Origin of the sequence: Streptomyces lasiicapitis (assembly GCF_014646335.1) — a bacterium.
Classification (GTDB): Bacteria; Actinomycetota; Actinomycetes; order Streptomycetales; family Streptomycetaceae; genus Streptomyces; species Streptomyces lasiicapitis.
In genome coordinates this window covers 128,128-144,349 of the sequence record NZ_BMNG01000013.1, presented here as the reverse complement: position 1 = coordinate 144,349, position 16,222 = coordinate 128,128, and the positions used below count along the sequence as shown (strand labels likewise).

At 73.5% G+C, this 16,222-nt stretch carries 16 protein-coding genes; 12 read left to right on the top strand and 4 right to left on the bottom strand.

Annotation, left to right across the window (positions count from 1 at the left end; translation table 11 throughout):
• Nucleotides 1-90: 90 nt before the first annotated feature.
• A complete protein-coding gene (locus IEY91_RS27895) occupies nucleotides 91-1,149 on the bottom strand; it encodes an SEC-C domain-containing protein (protein ID WP_189176112.1) in 1,059 nt (352 codons plus the stop codon).
• A gap of 195 nt (nucleotides 1,150-1,344) precedes the next feature.
• Between IEY91_RS27895 and IEY91_RS27890 the strand changes: the two genes are divergently transcribed.
• From IEY91_RS27890 to IEY91_RS27880, 3 genes are all read left to right on the top strand, one after another.
• Entirely contained in the window at nucleotides 1,345-2,202 is an 858-nt protein-coding gene (locus IEY91_RS27890) for a class E sortase (protein WP_189176111.1), read from the top strand.
• Nucleotides 2,203-2,299: 97 nt separating this feature from the next.
• A complete protein-coding gene (locus IEY91_RS27885; RefSeq protein ID WP_189176110.1) occupies nucleotides 2,300-2,500 on the top strand; it encodes a DUF3311 domain-containing protein in 201 nt (66 codons plus the stop codon).
• Nucleotides 2,497-4,071 (top strand): sodium:solute symporter family protein, encoded by a 1,575-nt coding sequence (locus IEY91_RS27880; RefSeq protein ID WP_164324608.1) that lies wholly within the window; start codon nucleotides 2,497-2,499, stop codon nucleotides 4,069-4,071. The genes IEY91_RS27885 and IEY91_RS27880 overlap by 4 nt, the downstream gene beginning before the upstream one ends.
• Here the strand turns inward: IEY91_RS27880 and IEY91_RS27875 are convergent.
• Complete coding sequence (locus IEY91_RS27875; RefSeq protein ID WP_189176109.1) at nucleotides 4,028-5,470, bottom strand: MFS transporter; 1,443 nt, start codon at nucleotides 5,468-5,470, stop codon at nucleotides 4,028-4,030. The two genes, IEY91_RS27880 and IEY91_RS27875, sit on opposite strands and share 44 nt — an antisense overlap.
• Nucleotides 5,471-5,618: 148 nt before the next feature.
• Between IEY91_RS27875 and IEY91_RS27870 the strand changes: the two genes are divergently transcribed.
• The 5 genes from IEY91_RS27870 to IEY91_RS27850 all read left to right on the top strand — a co-directional run bounded on the left by IEY91_RS27870 (nucleotide 5,619) and on the right by IEY91_RS27850 (nucleotide 10,179).
• Complete coding sequence (locus tag IEY91_RS27870; RefSeq protein WP_164324612.1) at nucleotides 5,619-6,149, top strand: winged helix-turn-helix transcriptional regulator; 531 nt, start codon at nucleotides 5,619-5,621, stop codon at nucleotides 6,147-6,149.
• A 64-nt stretch (nucleotides 6,150-6,213) separates the two neighbouring features.
• Nucleotides 6,214-6,561, top strand: a complete 348-nt coding sequence (locus IEY91_RS27865) for a DUF6412 domain-containing protein (protein WP_229697265.1) — start codon at nucleotides 6,214-6,216, stop codon at nucleotides 6,559-6,561.
• Between the two features lie 109 nt (nucleotides 6,562-6,670).
• Complete coding sequence (locus IEY91_RS27860) at nucleotides 6,671-7,447, top strand: YidC/Oxa1 family membrane protein insertase (protein ID WP_189176108.1); 777 nt, start codon at nucleotides 6,671-6,673, stop codon at nucleotides 7,445-7,447.
• 137 nt (nucleotides 7,448-7,584) lie between these two features.
• A complete protein-coding gene (locus IEY91_RS27855; protein ID WP_189176107.1) occupies nucleotides 7,585-8,442 on the top strand; it encodes a fumarylacetoacetate hydrolase family protein in 858 nt (285 codons plus the stop codon).
• A gap of 120 nt (nucleotides 8,443-8,562) precedes the next feature.
• Nucleotides 8,563-10,179, top strand: coding sequence for a choice-of-anchor A family protein (locus tag IEY91_RS27850; protein ID WP_306309917.1), 1,617 nt, complete (start codon nucleotides 8,563-8,565; stop codon nucleotides 10,177-10,179).
• Between the two features lie 6 nt (nucleotides 10,180-10,185).
• Here IEY91_RS27850 and IEY91_RS27845 read toward each other — a convergent pair whose 3' ends face one another.
• Together IEY91_RS27845 and IEY91_RS27840 are read right to left on the bottom strand one after the other, a co-directional pair.
• Nucleotides 10,186-10,689 carry a heme-degrading domain-containing protein gene (locus IEY91_RS27845; protein WP_189176105.1) on the bottom strand — a complete coding sequence of 168 codons (504 nt, stop codon included), beginning with the start codon at nucleotides 10,687-10,689 and terminating at the stop codon, nucleotides 10,186-10,188.
• Nucleotides 10,686-11,768: a Gfo/Idh/MocA family oxidoreductase gene (locus IEY91_RS27840; RefSeq protein ID WP_189176104.1), complete on the bottom strand. Its 1,083-nt coding sequence runs from the start codon at nucleotides 11,766-11,768 to the stop codon at nucleotides 10,686-10,688. The genes IEY91_RS27845 and IEY91_RS27840 overlap by 4 nt, the downstream gene beginning before the upstream one ends.
• 55 nt (nucleotides 11,769-11,823) lie before the next feature.
• Here IEY91_RS27840 and IEY91_RS27835 point away from each other — a divergent pair, with 55 nt between their 5' ends.
• The 4 genes from IEY91_RS27835 to IEY91_RS27820 all read left to right on the top strand — a co-directional run bounded on the left by IEY91_RS27835 (nucleotide 11,824) and on the right by IEY91_RS27820 (nucleotide 16,219).
• Entirely contained in the window at nucleotides 11,824-12,933 is a 1,110-nt protein-coding gene (locus IEY91_RS27835; RefSeq protein ID WP_229697264.1) for an ROK family transcriptional regulator, read from the top strand.
• Between the two features lie 222 nt (nucleotides 12,934-13,155).
• Nucleotides 13,156-14,004, top strand: a complete 849-nt coding sequence (locus tag IEY91_RS27830) for a hypothetical protein (protein ID WP_189176102.1) — start codon at nucleotides 13,156-13,158, stop codon at nucleotides 14,002-14,004.
• A gap of 143 nt (nucleotides 14,005-14,147) precedes the next feature.
• A complete protein-coding gene (locus IEY91_RS27825; RefSeq protein ID WP_189176101.1) occupies nucleotides 14,148-14,936 on the top strand; it encodes a GntR family transcriptional regulator in 789 nt (262 codons plus the stop codon).
• 161 nt (nucleotides 14,937-15,097) lie between these two features.
• Nucleotides 15,098-16,219, top strand: coding sequence for a TIGR03364 family FAD-dependent oxidoreductase (locus IEY91_RS27820; RefSeq protein WP_189176100.1), 1,122 nt, complete (start codon nucleotides 15,098-15,100; stop codon nucleotides 16,217-16,219).
• The last annotated feature ends 3 nt before the right edge of the window (nucleotides 16,220-16,222 follow it).

Sequence of the window (16,222 nt, the reverse complement as noted above, 5' to 3'; positions counted from 1 at the left end):
CGGAGGGGGAGGACGGGGCTGCGTCGGGCACGGGGGCATTGTGCCGGCGGTCCGGCCCGGGGCAGGAATCGGTGGCGCCGGCCGATGCCGTCACTCGCCCCCGTGGCAGTCGCCGTACGCCCGCCCCGACCCACACCAACACCCACCCCCCACCTCCGGCGGCCACCCCGCAGCCCGCCCCCGCGCAGCCAGCGTCGTCGCGTACAGCGGAAGCAGCGACGAATCGCCCGGAGAGGCGCCCTCCGAGGCGGCGAAGGCCTCGTAGGACGGCACCGTCCCCGTCACGATGCCCAAGTTGGGGGTGCCCGAGGTGGAGAGTTCGCGGAGGGAGGACTCTATGGTCGCCAAGTGGGTCTCGTGGGAGGGGTATTCCGTCGAGAGGGACGGGTACGCCGTGAGGAGTTCCGTCAGTTCCGTGGCGGGCCAGTGCAGGACCGCTACCGGGAACGGGCGGGAGAGGGCCTCGCGGTAGGAGCCCAACTCCGCCTGGAGGCGGGCGATTTCGGCTCGGAGGTCGGCGGGGTTCTCCGAGCCCAGGGCCCAGACGCGCTTGGGGTCGTGGAGTTCGTCCAGGGGGACGGGGGTGCGGCCCGCCGCCGCGGCGCGGGAGCGGTGCACCCGGTCCGCCAGGCCGTCCCACGCGTCGTGCTCCGCGCCGAGCAGGCGGCGTACGCGGTGGCGGCCGAACAGCAACGGGTGGGTGGGGTACGGGGGTTCGGCCCCCGCATCCGCGCTCGTCGACGGGAGCAGAGCCGTCAGCGCCTGCGTGAACGTCTCGTGCGCCTGGTCCAGCTCGTCGTGGGCCTCAAGGGCCTCCGCCACGATCACCCACGGCGCCGCGTCCGCCGGTGCCGTGCCGCGGACTCCCTCGATGATCGCCCGCGCCTCCGCCTCGTGGCCGTACTCCCAGAGGTTCGCGGCCTTCAGGGCGCGGATCAGGGTCGGGTTCTCCGGCGGGTGCGGGGCCGAGGGTGAGATCAGGCGGTCGTAGAGCGTCGTCGCGCGGTCACGGGCGTCGGCCAGCTCCAAGTGGGCCGCGGCCTGCAGCAGCAGGTGTTCCGCGTCCTCCGGGTAGAGGCCCGCGGTGCGCTCCAGGCGCTCCGCTTCGGCGATGTGGTCGACGTGGTCGGCAGGCGTGTCGGGGCGCATGGGTGACACCGTACTGCCGTTCCCCGGGTGGGGTGTATGGGGTGCGGCGCGGTGGCGTCATTACGGGTCCGGTCGCGTGCGGCTCCGGTTCGTCGAGGGTGTCGCGGGTCTGGTCTGTTGGGGGTGTCGTGGGTCTGGTCTGTTGGGGGCGCCGCGCCTATCTTGCGGCTGCCCGGCCCGGAGGGAGGCGGTCCAGTGGTACGTCCATGGGTACGGCGATCCCGGACGCGGGTCCCCGTCGTCGTCCACGGGCAGGCCTCCGCCCGGCGCCGCCCCCTCGCCCGAGCCCTCTGGTACGCCGCCGAAGCCACCCTCACCCTCGGCCTCGTCCTGCTCCTCCTCGTCGTACACCAGCTCTGGTGGACCAACCGTCAGGCCCGCGCCGCGGCGGAGAGCAAGGTCGATTCCCTGGAGAGGGAGTGGGGGGAGGGGGAGAGGGAGGGGGAGGAAGGCGGTCGGGGATCGCCCGGCGGGGGTGGCCGCGGTGCCGTCCGCGACCGCGGCGACCCCGTCTCACCCGGGAATGACACCGGCGCGCCCCCGGCCCCGAACACCCCCGCCCAAGACACCCCAGCCCAAGGCGCCCCCGCCAGACCCCCCACCGACCACGCCTACGCGGTCCTCCGCATCCCCCGCCTCAACCTCCGCGCCCCCGTCGCCGAAGGCGTCAGCAAAGGCGGGGTGCTCAACAAGGGGTACGTCGGCCACTACCCCCGCACCGCCCAGCCCGGCCGCCCCGGCAACTTCGCGTTGGCCGGGCACCGGAACACGCACGGCGAGCCGTTCCGGTACATCAACCGGCTGCGCCCCGGCGACCGGATGACCGTCGGGACCCGGGACGCCGTGTACACGTACACCGTCGACAAGACCCTCGCCCGGACCGCCCCGCGCGACGGCGGAGTCATCGCGCCCGTGCCGCGCAGCACGGTCCGGCGGGGGCACGGGTACGACCGGGCCGGGTACTACCTCACCCTCACCACCTGCACCCCGGAGTACACCTCCAAGTACCGCCTTGTGGTCTGGGGAAAGCTGACGTCCATGCGGCCCCGCTGAGCGACACGCGGCACGCGGCACGCCACACGCGGCCCGCCGACCGGCAGCGAGACGCCACCGCAGCCCAGGCCGAGCGGCCCGATTAAGCTCCTGCTCCGTGATCAAGCGCCGCCCCCACCTCCTCTGGCTCCTCGTGCCCTTCGTGCTGTACGTGGGGGCGTTGCCCTTCGTCAATCGCGTACGGCCGCTCGTGCTCGGGCTGCCGTTCCTGTTCGCGTGGCTGCTCGCGGCCACGCTGCTCACGCCCGTCGCCGTGTGGCTCGCCTACCGCGGTGACCAGAAGCGGCGGGCCTCATGAACGCCGATGCCACGACCGCCACCACCATCTTCGGCTTCTTCATGGTCGCCACCGTCGCCCTCGGGCTGCTTGCCGTGCGAGGGCGGAAGAAGGGCTCCGGCGAGAGCTCCCCGAAGGGCGCGCTCGCCGAGTGGTCCGTGGGCGGGCGGTCCCTCGGGACGGTGTTGATCTGGGTGCTGATGGCGGGGGAGGGCTACACCAGCTTCAGTTATCTGGGCGCCGCGGGGTGGGGGTACAACTACGGCGCGCCCGTGCTGTACGTCGTCGCCTACATGTCGTGCGGGTACGCGGTGGGGTACGTCGTCGGGCCGATGCTCTGGGCCTACGCCCGCCGCCACGGGCTCGTCGGCATCACCGACATGGTGGCCCACCGCTACGACCGGCCCTGGCTCGGTGCCGCGGTCGCCGTCATGGTGACGGTGTTCCTGCTGCCGTACATCCAGTTGCAGATCACGGGCATGGGCGTCGTCGTCTCGACGATCTCGTACGGCGCCATCAGCCTCAACTGGGCCTATTTCATCGGCTTCGCCGTCACCACGGGGTTCGTGGTGGTGAGCGGGCTGCGGGGCAGCGCCTGGGTGTCGGTGCTCAAGGACGTGCTCGTCATCGGCACGCTCGCGTTCCTCGTCGTGTACGTGCCGCTGCACTACTTCGACGGGTACGGGGACTTCCTCGACCGGGTCGTACAGGAGAAGGGGGAGTGGCTGACGCTGCCGGGGGCCGGTGAAAGTCCTTATGGGCAGGCCTGGTTCGCGACCACGACCTTCCTCAACGCCCTCACCGTGTGCATCTTCCCGACCACCGTCGCCGGATACCTCGGCGCCCGCAGCGCCGACGGCCTGCGCCGCAACGCCGTCCTGCTGCCCGCCTACAACATCCTGCTGTTCGTCCCGATGCTGCTCGGCATGGCCGCCCTGTTCGTGGTGCCGGGGCTCACCGGCGCCGGGTCGAACCTGGCGCTGTTCAAGCTGGTCGTAGACTCGCTGCCGGCCTGGCTGGTGGGTGTCGTCGGGGTCGCGGCCGCGCTGTCGTCCATCGTGCCGATGGCCGTGTTCATGCTGGTCATCGGCACGATGTGGGGCAGCAGCGTGGTGTCGCTGCTGCCCCGGTGGCAGGCGCCGGTGCGGCAGAAGCGGGCCTCGCAGGCGGTCGTCGTGGTCGCGGGCGCGGTCGCGCTCGTCATGACGTACACCGCGCCCAACACCCTCGTACGGCTCTCCCTCATCTCGTACGAGGGGATGGCGCAGCTCGTCCCGATGCTGCTGCTCGGCCTGGTCTGGCGGAAGCTGAGCCTGGCGGGGGCCGTGAGCGGGCTCGTGGTGGGGGTGGCGGTCGTGTGCGGGCTCGTGTTCACCGAGCACGACCCGGTGTTCGGCGTGAACGCGGGGATTCTCGCGCTGGCGGCCAATCTGGCGGTGGCGTTGGCGGTTTCGTACGCGGGTCCTGTCGACCAGGACAGTCGGCCGGACGGGGAGGTGCTCGCGCGCGACCCGGCGGACGACGACCGCGACGGTCCCGGCGGCGACCTCAGCTCCGTGCCGGGCGGCGCTCCCGCAGCAGGACGACGCTGACCGCCGCCACGGCCGCGAGGCCCGCCGCCACCACCAGCGCGGTGTCCGCGCCGTGCGCGAGGTCGTCCGGAGACGAACCCGATGCCGTCGCCACCGCGATCATCAGGGCGACGCCCGCCGCCGAACCGAGGTAGCGGGCCGTGTTGTTGGCGCCGGAGCCCATCGCGGCCCGGTCGGCGGGCACGGACTCGACGGCGAGCAGCGGCAGGGCCGCGTTCAGGAGGCCGCTGCCCACGCCGGAGATCAGCAGGCCGGGCAGGAGGCGGACCCAGGAGTCGGCCGCCAACGCGCCGAGCATGGTGAGCAGGGCCGCCGCGTGCAGAGTGAAGCCGACGGCCAGTTGGTGGCGGGCAGGGACGCGGCCCGCGAGGCGCCTGGCCTGGAGGGCGACAAGGAGCGAGACGCCGGACCAGAACGCGAAGAGCCAGGCCGCGTGCATCGCCGAGAGGCCGTTCGCGGCCTGGAGGAGCGTCGGCAGGTAGCTGAACAGGCCGATGACGGAGAAGCCGGTGAACAGGCCGCCCGCGGTCGCCGCCAGGAACGGCGGGCGGCGCAGCAGGCCGAGGTCGAGCAGCGGCGCGGCCGAGCGGCGCTCCACATAGGCGAAGACGGCGGTCAGGAGCACGGCCGCCAGGAGCAGCACGCCGACGGGGGCGCGCAGCCAGCCGTCGCGGCCGAGGGTGAGCGCGGCGAGCAGGGCCACCATGGCGAGGCCGAGGGCCAGCGCGCCCGCCAGGTCGGGGCGGCCCGCGCGCGGGGCCCGGGACTCGCTGAGCGCGCGCGGCGCGGCGACCGCGACGGCGAGCGCGAGCAGGCCGAGCACGGCGTACGGCAGCCGCCAGTCGGCGAGGGTGGCGAGCCCGCCGGAGAACGGCGAGGCCACCGCGATGCCGCCGCTGACGCTCGCGCCCCACACCCCCATGGCCCGGATCCGCCCGGGCCCGGCCGGGTACGCGTGCGCGAGCAGGCCGAGGCTGCTGGTGAGGACGGCGGCGCTCGCCGCGCCCTGGGCGACGCGCGCCAGCGTGAACAGGAGCGTGGTGTGCGCGAGGGCGGCGAGGGCCGTGGTGAGGCCGAGCGCGAAGGTGCCGACGAGGAAGGTCCGGCGGCGGCCGTAGTCGTCGGCGAGGCTGCCGGTGACCAGGAGCAGGGCGGCGAGGCCGAGCGGGGCGCCGTTCAGGAGCCAGGCCTGCGCGGAGAGCGGGGTGCCGAGGGCGGCGGCGGTGTCGGAGAGCGTGACCATGGGCGCGCTGTACGTCATGAGCGTGACGGTGGTCGCGGCGGCGGTCACGGCCAGGGTGGCGGTGGGGCGGGCGGTGGGAGGTGATGCGGGCGACGGTGGTGCGGCGTGCGCGGGGGCGGGCGCGGGCGTTGCGGGAGTGGTGGCGGGCCGTGGCATGGGGGCCTCTTCGGGATGCGGGGACGGGGTGGTCCGGCCGCGGGCTCACCTGTGGGTTCAGTCATTGAACCTGCGGTCGCGAGGTGACCGTAGCATTTGGAGTTCAATGACTGAACCTAAGCTCGGCAAAGTGACTACAGTGGGGGCCATGGCTCTCGGCAAGGACTACGCGGCGCAGGAGTGCTCCGTCGCCCGCGCGCTGGAGGTCGTCGGCGAGCGCTGGACGCTGCTCGTCGTGCGCGACGCGCTGTACGGCGTGCGGCGCTACAACGACTTCCTCGCCCATCTCGGCATTCCGCGCGCGGTCCTGGCCACACGGCTGCAGACGCTGACCGCCGCGGGCGTCCTGGAGAAGCGGCCCTGTGAGCGCAGGCCGGGCCGGCACGAGTACGTCGTCACGGAGCGCGGCCGTGCCCTGTGGCCGACGCTGTGCGTGCTGGGCACCTGGGGCATGGACACCTTCGGCCACGACAGGCCGACGCGGTACTTCCGGCATGCCGCGTGCGGCACGGAACTGGGCCCCGTCGGCGAGTGTCCCGCCTGCGGGGGCCTCGTGCCGGTCGAGGACGTCGAGATGCTGCCAGGCCCCGGGCTCGATCCGGACCCGGTGGATCCGGTCAGCCGTGAACTGCTCAAGCCCCGCAGGCTCCTTCAGCCGGTCGAGATCGATCCTGTATAACGGCAGCAGCACATTCGTACGCATACGGCGTACGTGGACGAGGGCGACGGCAGGAGGTGGCGACGTGATCAAGAACCGGACCGGCAACCCGGTCAGGAACGTGATCGGCAAGTGGACCGCCGCGCTGCGCCCCGCCGCCCTGTTCCTCTTCCTCCTCGTCGAGACCGTCCTCGTCGACACCGGCAGCCTCTCCGCCGCCGTCGCGCTCGCCGCGACCGCCGCCGCGGGCTCCGCCCTCGCCCTGTGCTCGCTGCTCGCCGCGCGCTGCGCGCCCGCCGTGCCCCGCACCCGGGTGCGTACGGCCATCCGCGACCGCGAGCAACGCACCGCGTTCCTGCCGCAGCGCGATCCCGACGCCCGTGGGCGCACCCGCCCGCGAGCACCCGGCCGTTCCCTCCTGACGGCCGCGTAGGGAACCCGGGCTCCACCTCTGCCCGACCCCGCGCGGGTCGTCATGCCGACGCACACACGCCTCCCCCCGAGGCGTTCCCGGCACGACGAGACCCCCGGAGGGCTCATCCATGTCCGTCTTCGCCAGCCTGGTCGCCGACCTCGCCGACCTGCTCGCACCGCTCTTCCACGGCTCGGCGATGGCCGCCGCCATCGTCGCCGTCACCGTCTGCGTACGCCTGCTCGTCCATCCGCTGTCCCGGGCCGCCGCGCGCGGCCAGAAGGCGCGCGCCAAGCTCTCGCCGCAGATCGCCGCGCTGCGCAAGAAGCACGCCAAGAACCCGGAGAAGTTCCAGAAGGCGCTCATGGAGCTGCACCGCAAGGAGAAGGTGTCCCCGCTGGCCGGATGCCTTCCCGGCCTCTTCCAGCTCCCCGCCTTCTTCCTGCTCTACCACCTGTTCTCCAGCTCGAACATCGGCGGCAAGGCCAACGAACTCCTCGACCACAGCCTGCTCACGGCGCCCCTCGGCGGACGCTGGGCCGACGCGCTCGGCGACGGCGGTCCCTTCGGCACCGCCGGGCTGCTCTACCTCGCGCTCTTCGCCCTCGTCGCCGCCGTCGCGACCTTCAACTACCGGCGTACGAAGCTGCAGCTCGCCGCGAACCCGCCGGCCGTGCCCGGTGCGCCCGGCGGCGAGCAGGCGCCCGGCGCCGGTGCCATGGCCGCCATGACCAAGTTCATGCCGCTGATGTCGTTCATGACGCTGTTCACGGTGGCGGTGGTGCCGCTGGCGGCGGCGCTGTACGTGGTGACCAGCACGACGTGGAGCGCGGTGGAGCGGGCCTTCCTGTACCGGGACATGCCGACCGGGACCGGTGCTGCCATGGGGGTCGCTGCCGGGATGTGACGGTCCCCGTGTGACGGGATGTGACGGTCCAGTACGTGAACGGGGTCTTGCGGAGCGGACGACCAGCTTGGAGGATCGACCAACCTCCGATGCCGCAACCATCGGTCGTGCCCAGTCCGACCCAAGGGAGTCAGACCATGAAGCTGCTGCGAGTCGGTACGGCGGGCGCCGAGCGTCCGGCCCTGCTCGACGCCGGAGGCGCCCTGCGTGACCTGTCCGGCACGGTCACCGACATCGACGGCGCACTGTTCGCCGACGACGCCGCGCTCGACCGCGTCCGCGCCGCCGCCGACGCGGGCACGCTGCCCGTCCTTGACCCGGCCGGGCTGCGGATCGGGCCGCCGCTCGCCCGCATCGGCAAGGTCGTGTGCATCGGCCTGAACTACCACGACCACGCGGCCGAGACCGGCGCGGAGCCGCCCGCCGAGCCCGTCGTGTTCTTCAAGGCGGCGGACACCGTGGTCGGGCCGAACGACACCGTGCTCGTACCGCGCGGCTCGGTGAAGACGGACTGGGAGGTCGAGCTGGCCGTCGTCATCGGGCGCACCGCGCGCTACCTGGAGTCGCACGAGGAGGCGCTCGCGCACGTCGCGGGGTACGCCGTCGCGCACGACGTCTCCGAGCGCGAGTTCCAGATCGAGCGCGGCGGCACCTGGGACAAGGGCAAGAACTGCGAGACCTTCAACCCGCTCGGCCCCTGGCTGGTCACCGCCGACGAGGTGCCGGACCCGCAGGCCCTCGGCCTGCGGCTTTGGGTCAACGGCGAGCTGAAGCAGGACGGCACGACGGCCCAGCAGATCTTCCCGGTCGCGGAAGTGGTGCGCTACGTGAGCCAGTTCATGACGCTGTACCCCGGTGACGTGATCAACACCGGTACGCCGGCGGGCGTCGCCCTCGGCCAGCCGGAGCCGAAGCCGTTCCTGCGGGCGGGGGACGTCGTGGAGCTGGAGATCGACGGGCTCGGGCGGCAGCGTCAGGAGCTGAAGGGGGCGTGACCCGATCCCGGCCAGGAGGGTCCGAGGGGGCCTGACTGGGGGAGGCGCCGAGCGTGTCGCCCGCTACTTTTGTCTGAATTACGCATATTTCCGTGTATGCGAAGAAAACGTTCAGCGTATGTGGCGGCGGCAGTCACCGTCGCGGCCGCCGCCATCGTCGGCGGCCTGGCCGGGCTCGGAGTCGCGGACCCGCTGCCCGGCGGCCTCGGCCCCTGCAAAGGTTCGGCCTGTCCGGAGAGGTACCCGGAAGTGGGCAACGGCCCCGTGGCGGGCCGCGACGAGAACATCAACGTCTTCGTCGGCGAGAACATGCTGGTGCGCGAGGCGGCGGCGGAGGCCGAGGGCAAGGTCGTCGTGCTCGGCGACTTCGACATGAACAAGCGCGCCGGGGCCTCGCAGGTCTACAACGTGGGCGTGGCCGGCGTCGGCTCCAGGGTGCCGCCGCCCAACGGCTCCGACTTCCTCACCGCGGGCAACGACGTGACAGTCGCCCCCGGCCAGCGGCTGCTCGCGGAGGAGGGCGCGGTCTCCGGAGTCGTACGGTACGGCGGCACGCTCACCGGCACGGTCAGGCCGCGCGCGGTCCAGGACCCGGCCGCGGGCGACAGGTACGCGGGCCTGCCCGACCAGTTGACGGCGGCCAGCCAGTGCTACGCGTACGACAACGGCTCGCCCCGCGAGGTCACGGGCTCGGCGGTCAACAACGGCAGCGAGACCGTCTTCACCGGCGACGGCCGCTCCGAGATCCAGGTCTTCAACGTCGACTTCGACATGGTCAGCAGGAGCGGCGGCGACCAGGGCATCGCGTTCCGGAACATCCCGGCGGGCGCCACCGTCCTCGTGAACCTCTTCGGGGAGGCCCGCACCGTCCGCACCTACATCGGCGCGCTGCCGGCCGGCCTGCGCGAGCGGCTCCTGTGGAACGTGCCCGACGCCAGCACGGTGCGGTTCGCGGGCAGCGGGCAGTTCCAGGGGAGCGTGCTCGTGGGGTCGCCGGGGAGCGCGACGACGGTGACGCTGCCCGGCATGAACGGGCGCTTCTTCACGGTGGGTTCCCTCACCCACAGCTCGCTGGTGGGCGGCGGCCAGGAGATCCACGCGTACCCGTTCAACGGCGACCTGCCGTCGTGCGCGTCGCCGTCCCCCACGCCGTCGGTGTCGCCGTCGGAGTCCCCGGAGCCGTCACCGGACCCGTCGGACAGCGACGATCCGGAGCCCTCGCCGTCTCCGTCGGACAGTGACGGGCCGAGTCCGGAGCCGTCTCCGGATCCGTCGGACAGTGACGGGCCGAGTCCGGAGCCGTCTCCGGATCCGTCGGACAGTGACGGGCCGAGCCCCGAGCCGTCTCCGGATCCCTCGGACAGCGACGGGCCCAGCCCCGAACCGTCTCCGGACCCCTCGGACAGCGACGGCCCGAGCCCGGAGCCCTCACCGGACCCGTCGGACAGCGACGACCCCTGGCCGAGCCCGGACCCGTCGGACAGTGACGATCCCTGGCCCAGCCCGGACCCGTCCGACAGCGACGACCCCTGGCCCAGCCCGGAGCCGTCCAAGTCGTCCGCGCACCCGCATCCCCACCCGCACCCGTCCAAGACCGACGACGAGATGGCCCACACGGGCACGGACACCTCGTCCGGTGAGCTCGCCCTCGTGGGCGCGATCGCCGCCGCCCTCGTCGGCACCGGTGTCGGGTTCGTGGTGATGATGCGCCGCCGCGCCGAGGACCAGGCCGACTGACGCGCGTCAGGACGCGGTGAACCGCTCCAGGGCCGCCACCACCAGCGCGTGATCCGCGATCTGGGGGAGGCCCGAGACGACCACCGTGCCGATGACCCCCGCGCCCTCGACCGCGATCGGGAACGCGCCGCCGTGCGCCGCGTACCGGTCGGGGTCGAGGCGCGAGGAGTCCTCGAACGTCGTGCCCTTGGCCCGGAACCGGCTGCCCACCAGGTACGACGAGCAGCCGTACCGCTCGACGACGTGGCGCTTGCGGTCGATCCAGGCGTCGTTGTCGGGCGTCGACCCCGGCAGCGCGGCGTGGAAGAGCTGCTGGCCGCCGCGCCGGATGTCGATCGCCACCGGCGCCTCGCGCTCGCGCGCCATCTCCACGAGGAGAGAGCCGAGCGCCCACGCGTCCTCGTACGTGAAGTGAGGGAGCGTCAGGCGGCGCTCCTGGTCCTCCAGTTCGGGGATGGAGGGGGCGGCGGGGGGTGTGGGTGCGGCGTTCTCGGCGGGCTTCGTGCTCACAGCGTCACCGCCACGCCCTCGCGGGCCGAGCGGCGCGCGGCTTCGAGGACGTCGAGCGCCGCGGCGGCCTCCTGTGCGGTGACCGGGTTGTCGCCTTCGCCGCGCAGGGCCGCGGCCACTGCCGCGTAGTACGCGGGGTAGTCGCCGGGGAGCGTGGGCTCGGGGCGGCCGCCGCCGGTCAGCGGGGACTCGCCCGCGCCGACCGTGCCCCACAGCGCCTCGGGCTCCACGCCCCACGGGCCTTCGTCCGTGGGCCGCTTGCCCTCGCGCAGCGCGGCCTCCTGCGGGTCGAGGCCGTACTTCACATAGCCCGCGGACGAGCCGAGCGCGCGGAAGCGCGGGCCGAGCTGCGCGGTCGTCGCGCTCACGTACAGGTGCGAGCGGACGCCGCCCACGTGCGTGACGGCGATGAACGTGTCGTCGTCGGCCTGCGCGCCGGGGCGGCGCACGTCCGCCTCCGCGTACACCTGCACCGCAGGACCGAAGAGCACCAGGGCCTGGTCGACCACGTGGCTCCCGAGGTCGTACAGCAGACCGCCGATCTCCTCGGGGTCGCCGGACTCGCGCCAGCCGCCCTTGGGCTGCGGGCGCCAGCGCTCGAAACGGGACTCGAAGCGCCATACGTCGCCGAGCTCGCCGTCGGCGATGAGCTTTCGCAGCGTACGGAAGTCGTTGTCCCAGCGGCGGTTCTGGAAGACGGAGAGCAGCAGGCCGCGCTCGTCCGCGAGGGCGGCGAGCTCGCGGGCCTCGGCGGCGGTGCCCGCGAGCGGCTTGTCCACGACGACGGGCAGGCCCGCCTTGAGCGCGGCGGTCGCGAGCGGTACGTGCGTCTTGTTCGGGGACGCGACGACGATCAGGTCGAGCTCGTCCGCGCGGGCCCACAGCCCGTCGGCGTCGGCCGCGCAGCGCAGGTCGTCGCCGAACTCGGCGCGGGCCTGGGCCTGCCGCTCGGCGTTCGACGTGACGACCGTGTCCAGGGTCAGGCCCTCGGTCGCGGCGATCAGGGGGGCGTGGAAGACGGAGCCCGCGAGGCCGTAGCCGATCAGGCCCACGCGGAGGTCGTTCGTGCCTACAGTCATGGTTCTACTTTGGCAACGGTGTTGCCAAAGTGCAAGCGCGGGCGACAATGGGGATGTGAACAGGGAGTACAGGCCGGGGGCCGGGGTGAATCTGCCGGGGCTGCGCGGGCACAACGCGGCGCTGGTGCTCGATCTGCTGCGTGCCGCCGGGGGCGCCGGGGTCGGGCGGCCCGAGCTCGCCGAGCGGACCGGGCTCACGCCGCAGGCCGTCAGCAAGATCGTCGCTCGGCTGCGGGGGGAGGGGCTCGTGGCCGACGCGGGGCGCCGGGCCTCCACCGGGGGCAAGCCCCAGACGCTGCTTCGGCTCGTCCCCGGGGCGGGGTATGCCGTGGGGGTACAGCTCGAGCGGGACTCGTTGGTCGCCGTGCTGGTGGACCTGAGCGGGGTCGTCGTCGCCGAGCGGCGGGCCGCGCTGGACTTCGCGGGCGGGGTCGACTCCGTCGTGGAGGTGGCCGCGGACGCGGTCGCCGCGCTGGTCGGGACGGCTGTTCTCGGCGTGGGGGTCGCTCTTCCCGGGCCGCTCGACCACGCCTCCGGTGTGCTGCATCGCGTCACCGGGTTTCCCGAGTGGGACGGGTATCCCCTGCGGGACGTGCTGGCCCGGCGCCTTGGGCTGCCCGTGGCCGTGGACAAGGACACCAACGCCGCCGCGCTCGGGCTCGCGCTTGGTGGGGGTGCCGAGTCGTTCGCCTATCTGCATCTCGGGACCGGGCTTGGAGCCGGGCTCGTGCTGGGGGGTGGGTTGTATCGCGGGGCCCGTACGGGGGCGGGGGAGTTCGGGCATCAGGTGGTGCAGTTGGACGGGCCGCCGTGCGGGTGCGGTGCTCGGGGGTGTGTCGAGGCGCTGTGTCTGGCCGCCGTCGCGCGCGGCGACCTCGACGGGGCCGCGCGCGTGCTCGGCACCGCCGCCGGGAACCTGGTCGCGCTGCTCGACATCGACCTCGTCCTGCTCGGGGGCCGCACCGTCGCCGCCGCCGAGGACCTCTTCGTACGCGGTGTCGGCGCCGTCGTCGCCGAGCGCGCCCGGCGCGAGGGTGCCCGCGCGCCCGTCGGCGTGGCCGTCGCGCCCGGCGGGGAGCGGGCCGTCGCGGAAGGCGCGGCGCAGCTCGTCCTCGCCCCGCTGTTCGGCCGCGCGAGCGTCGCCTTTCCCGCCAATCGGACTTGACGAAGGATCGGAAGAATCGGCTGTTAGGGGGGAATCGGCCAGCCGAACGGGTCCCTGGGGGCGGCGAGCCCTGTGCGGGGTCGCGCGCGCGTGGCAGGGTCTGGGCCGCGACCCGTTGATTCCCGGCCCTCGCGCCGCCCCCCTCAACGGGCTTTGTTCCGCCGTCAGTTGGCCGCTCCGGGTGCCGCAACGCGTCCGGTCGGCCGCCAGCAAGGGCCCTCCATGCGACTTCGCAGTTCTCTCGCGGCAGGCGTCGCCGTCGCCGCCGCCGTCACCCTCGCGCCCGCCGTGGCCGGGGTGCCGGCGGCCGCGGGCGAACCGCCGCGCGAGAGCGGGCCCGGCGCCCTCCGGCCCACCTGCGCCACCGCCGCCGGCGACGACTTCCCGATCGGTACGCGGATCGATGGCGGCCCCGCCACGTACGAGCCGGGCGGCGGCTTCCGCGGCTGGTCCCTGGAGCTGACCAACACCACCGGCGAGACCTGCGGAAACGTCCACCCCGTCGTCGTACTCGTCGACCGCGGGCAGTCGCTGCGGCCCCGGCAGATCCTGCTGGAGTTCGACGACGGGCAGCGCAGGCGGCCGGTGCGGTTCGAGCGGACCGACCGGGACGAGAACGTCGGCGTGCTCGGGGACGGGACCGGTGCGACGGGCGGGGCCCACGGCGGCGAGGGGAGCGATGGGGCCGGCGGGATCGACGGGACCCGCGGGGTGCAGGACCCCGACGGCGCCCACGACCCCGCCCCCTTCCCCGGCTTCACCATCGCCCCCGGCCGCACCGTCACCGTCGGCCTCCGCCTCGCCTTCACCTCCGACGCCGCGCCCGACCGGGTCGTCGCCAGTGCCGCCGTCGTGCGGCGCCGCGCCGACGACGGGGACTGGGTGGGCGCGTCCAACGACTACGCGTTCGACATCGTCGACGCGGGCGGGCCCCCCGGTCCTTACGCCGGTGAGCTCGCGCAGACCGGCCCGGGGCGACCCCTCGGGCTCGGGGCCACCGCCGCCGCCTTCCTCCTCGGCGGCACGGCCCTTGTGGTGGGATCTCGGCGCCTTCGGGCCAGAGGGAGCTGATCAGCCGGTCCCGCCCAGCCGGAAAGGCCGAGTCCGCGCCGCCCCCAGCCAAGCAAGACCGGCGGCACGGACCCGGCCTTCTCCGTACCCGGTCACCTCGCGCCCGGCGTCTTCGTACCCGGCCGACGTGCGAACATCTGCCCGTGGACAACCCCAACGCCGCCCCGCCCGACCATCTGCGCGACCAGGCCCCCGGAGCGCCGATCCGCTCCGGCATCCCCGAGCACGGGCGCATCCCGAAGTACTACGCCGTCAAGGCCCGCATCGCGGAGCTGATCGACGAGTTGGGCGACGGGCAGCCGCTGCCGACCGAGCGGGACCTGGCCGAGCGGTACGAGGTCGCGCGCGAGACCGTGCGGCAGGCGCTGCGGGAGCTGCTGCTCGAAGGACGCCTTCGCCGGCAGGGCCGCGGCACCGTCGTCGCCGGGCCCAAGCTGGAGCAGCCCCTCTCCCTCGCCAGCTACACCGAGGGCGTCCGCAGACAGGGCCGCACCCCCGGACGCAACCTCATCTCGCTCGACCGCTTCCCCTGCCCGGCCGCGCTCGCCGCCGACATAGGAGTCCCGGTCGGTGAGCCCGTCTGGCACATGGAGCGCGTGCTGCTCGCGGACGAGGAGCGGGTGGGCCTGGAGTCCACCTACGTGGCGGTGGAGCGGGTGCCGCGCCTCGACCAGGACTTCGAGCCCGACTCGTCCTTCTACGCCTACCTGCGCGAACGCCTCGGCATCTCCTTCGGCGACGCCGACGAACGCATCGAGACGGTCCTCGCCACGCCGCGCGAGGCGCTGCTCATCGGTACGCCGCCCGCGCTGCCGATGCTCCTGATCCACCGCGTCTCGCGCGACACCGAGGGGCAGCCCCTGGAGCGCGTGCGCACCCTCTACCGCGGCGACCGCTTCTCCTTCACGACGCACCTGGCCAGCAGGGGCTGAACTCCCGCTGCCGGTAAGCCAGTCGACCCTCTTCCCGTACGCCCGCCGACCCCTCATGGTTACGGAACGATAACGGGTCTAGGCCAAGCTTGATGGGCCGTTCACCGTCCCGTTGCCAAGTGGCCCCCGCCGGGTCACCCGTCGACAGGAGCGTTGCCGTCGTGAGAGTCATCGTCGTAGGAGCCGGCGTGGTGGGAACCATGCACGCCTGGCACGCAGTGGAGCGCGGCCACGAGGTCGTACAGATCGAGCGCGAGAGCGAGGCCCGCGGGGCGTCGCTCCGCAACTTCGGGCAGATATGGGTCAGCGGTCGCGCGGGCGGCGAGGAGCTGGACACGGCGCTGCGCGCCCGTGAGCTGTGGGAGGACATCGGCGCCCGCGTGCCGGGGCTCGGTTTCCGTGCCATCGGCTCGCTGACCCTCGTACGCAACGAGCGCGAGCGGGCCGTCGCCGAGGCCGCGCTCGCCCGCCCGGACGCGGCCGCCCGCGGCTACAAGCTGCTCGGCGCGGACGAGGCCCGCGCGATCAACCCGGCGCTGCGCGGCGAGTTCACCGGCGCGCTGTGGTGTGAGCGGGACGCCGCGGTCGAGCCCCGGACCGCTCAACTGCGGCTGCGCGAGGCCCTGTTGGCTTCCCCGAACTACACGTTCCTGCCGGGGCGCGAGGTCCGCGAGGTCGTCGGTGTCGGCTCGGTGCGCGATGATCACGGCGAGGTGCACACCGGCGACGTCGTGGTGCTGTGCACCGGCGCCTCGCTCGGCGGTCTGGTGCGGGAGCTCGCCCCCGAGCTGCCCGTGCGCCGCGTCCGGCTGCAGATGATGCAGACCGATCCGCTGGGCGAGCCGCTCACCACCTCGGTCGCCGACGCCGACAGCTTCCGGTACTACCCGGCGTACAAGTCACCGGAGCTGGACGCCCTCAACGCGGGGCAGACGCAGCAGCCGACCGCCGCCGCCCACAAGATGCAGCTGCTCATGGTGCAGCGCGCCGACGGCGGACTGACCATCGGCGACACCCACGAATACGAGCACCCCTTCGCCTTCGACACCCTCGAAGACCCCTACGACCACCTCACCGAGGTCGTCGAGGGCTTCCTGGGACGGCCGCTGCCGAAGATCCGGCGGCGCTGGGCCGGGGTGTACGCGCAGTGCGTCGACACCAGCCGGGTCGTCCACCGCGAGCAGGTGCGCGACGGCGTGTGGCTGGTCACCGGGCCCGGCGGGCGCGGCATGACCTGCTCGCCCGCGATCGCCGAGAAGACCGCCGACGAGCTGGGATGGTAACGA

What these genes read in the sequence shown, in the direction of transcription:
- IEY91_RS27860 (WP_189176108.1), top strand. Translation starts at nt 6,671, where the DNA reads ATGTCCGTCTTCGCCAGCCTGGTCGCCGACCTCGCCGACCTGCTCGCA.
- IEY91_RS27880 (WP_164324608.1), top strand. Translation starts at nt 2,497, where the DNA reads ATGAACGCCGATGCCACGACCGCCACCACCATCTTCGGCTTCTTCATG.
- IEY91_RS27840 (WP_189176104.1), bottom strand. Translation starts at nt 11,768, where the DNA reads ATGACTGTAGGCACGAACGACCTCCGCGTGGGCCTGATCGGCTACGGC.
- IEY91_RS27870 (WP_164324612.1), top strand. Translation starts at nt 5,619, where the DNA reads ATGGCTCTCGGCAAGGACTACGCGGCGCAGGAGTGCTCCGTCGCCCGC.
- IEY91_RS27830 (WP_189176102.1), top strand. Translation starts at nt 13,156, where the DNA reads ATGCGACTTCGCAGTTCTCTCGCGGCAGGCGTCGCCGTCGCCGCCGCC.
- IEY91_RS27875 (WP_189176109.1), bottom strand. Translation starts at nt 5,470, where the DNA reads ATGCCACGGCCCGCCACCACTCCCGCAACGCCCGCGCCCGCCCCCGCG.
- IEY91_RS27855 (WP_189176107.1), top strand. Translation starts at nt 7,585, where the DNA reads ATGAAGCTGCTGCGAGTCGGTACGGCGGGCGCCGAGCGTCCGGCCCTG.
- IEY91_RS27895 (WP_189176112.1), bottom strand. Translation starts at nt 1,149, where the DNA reads ATGCGCCCCGACACGCCTGCCGACCACGTCGACCACATCGCCGAAGCG.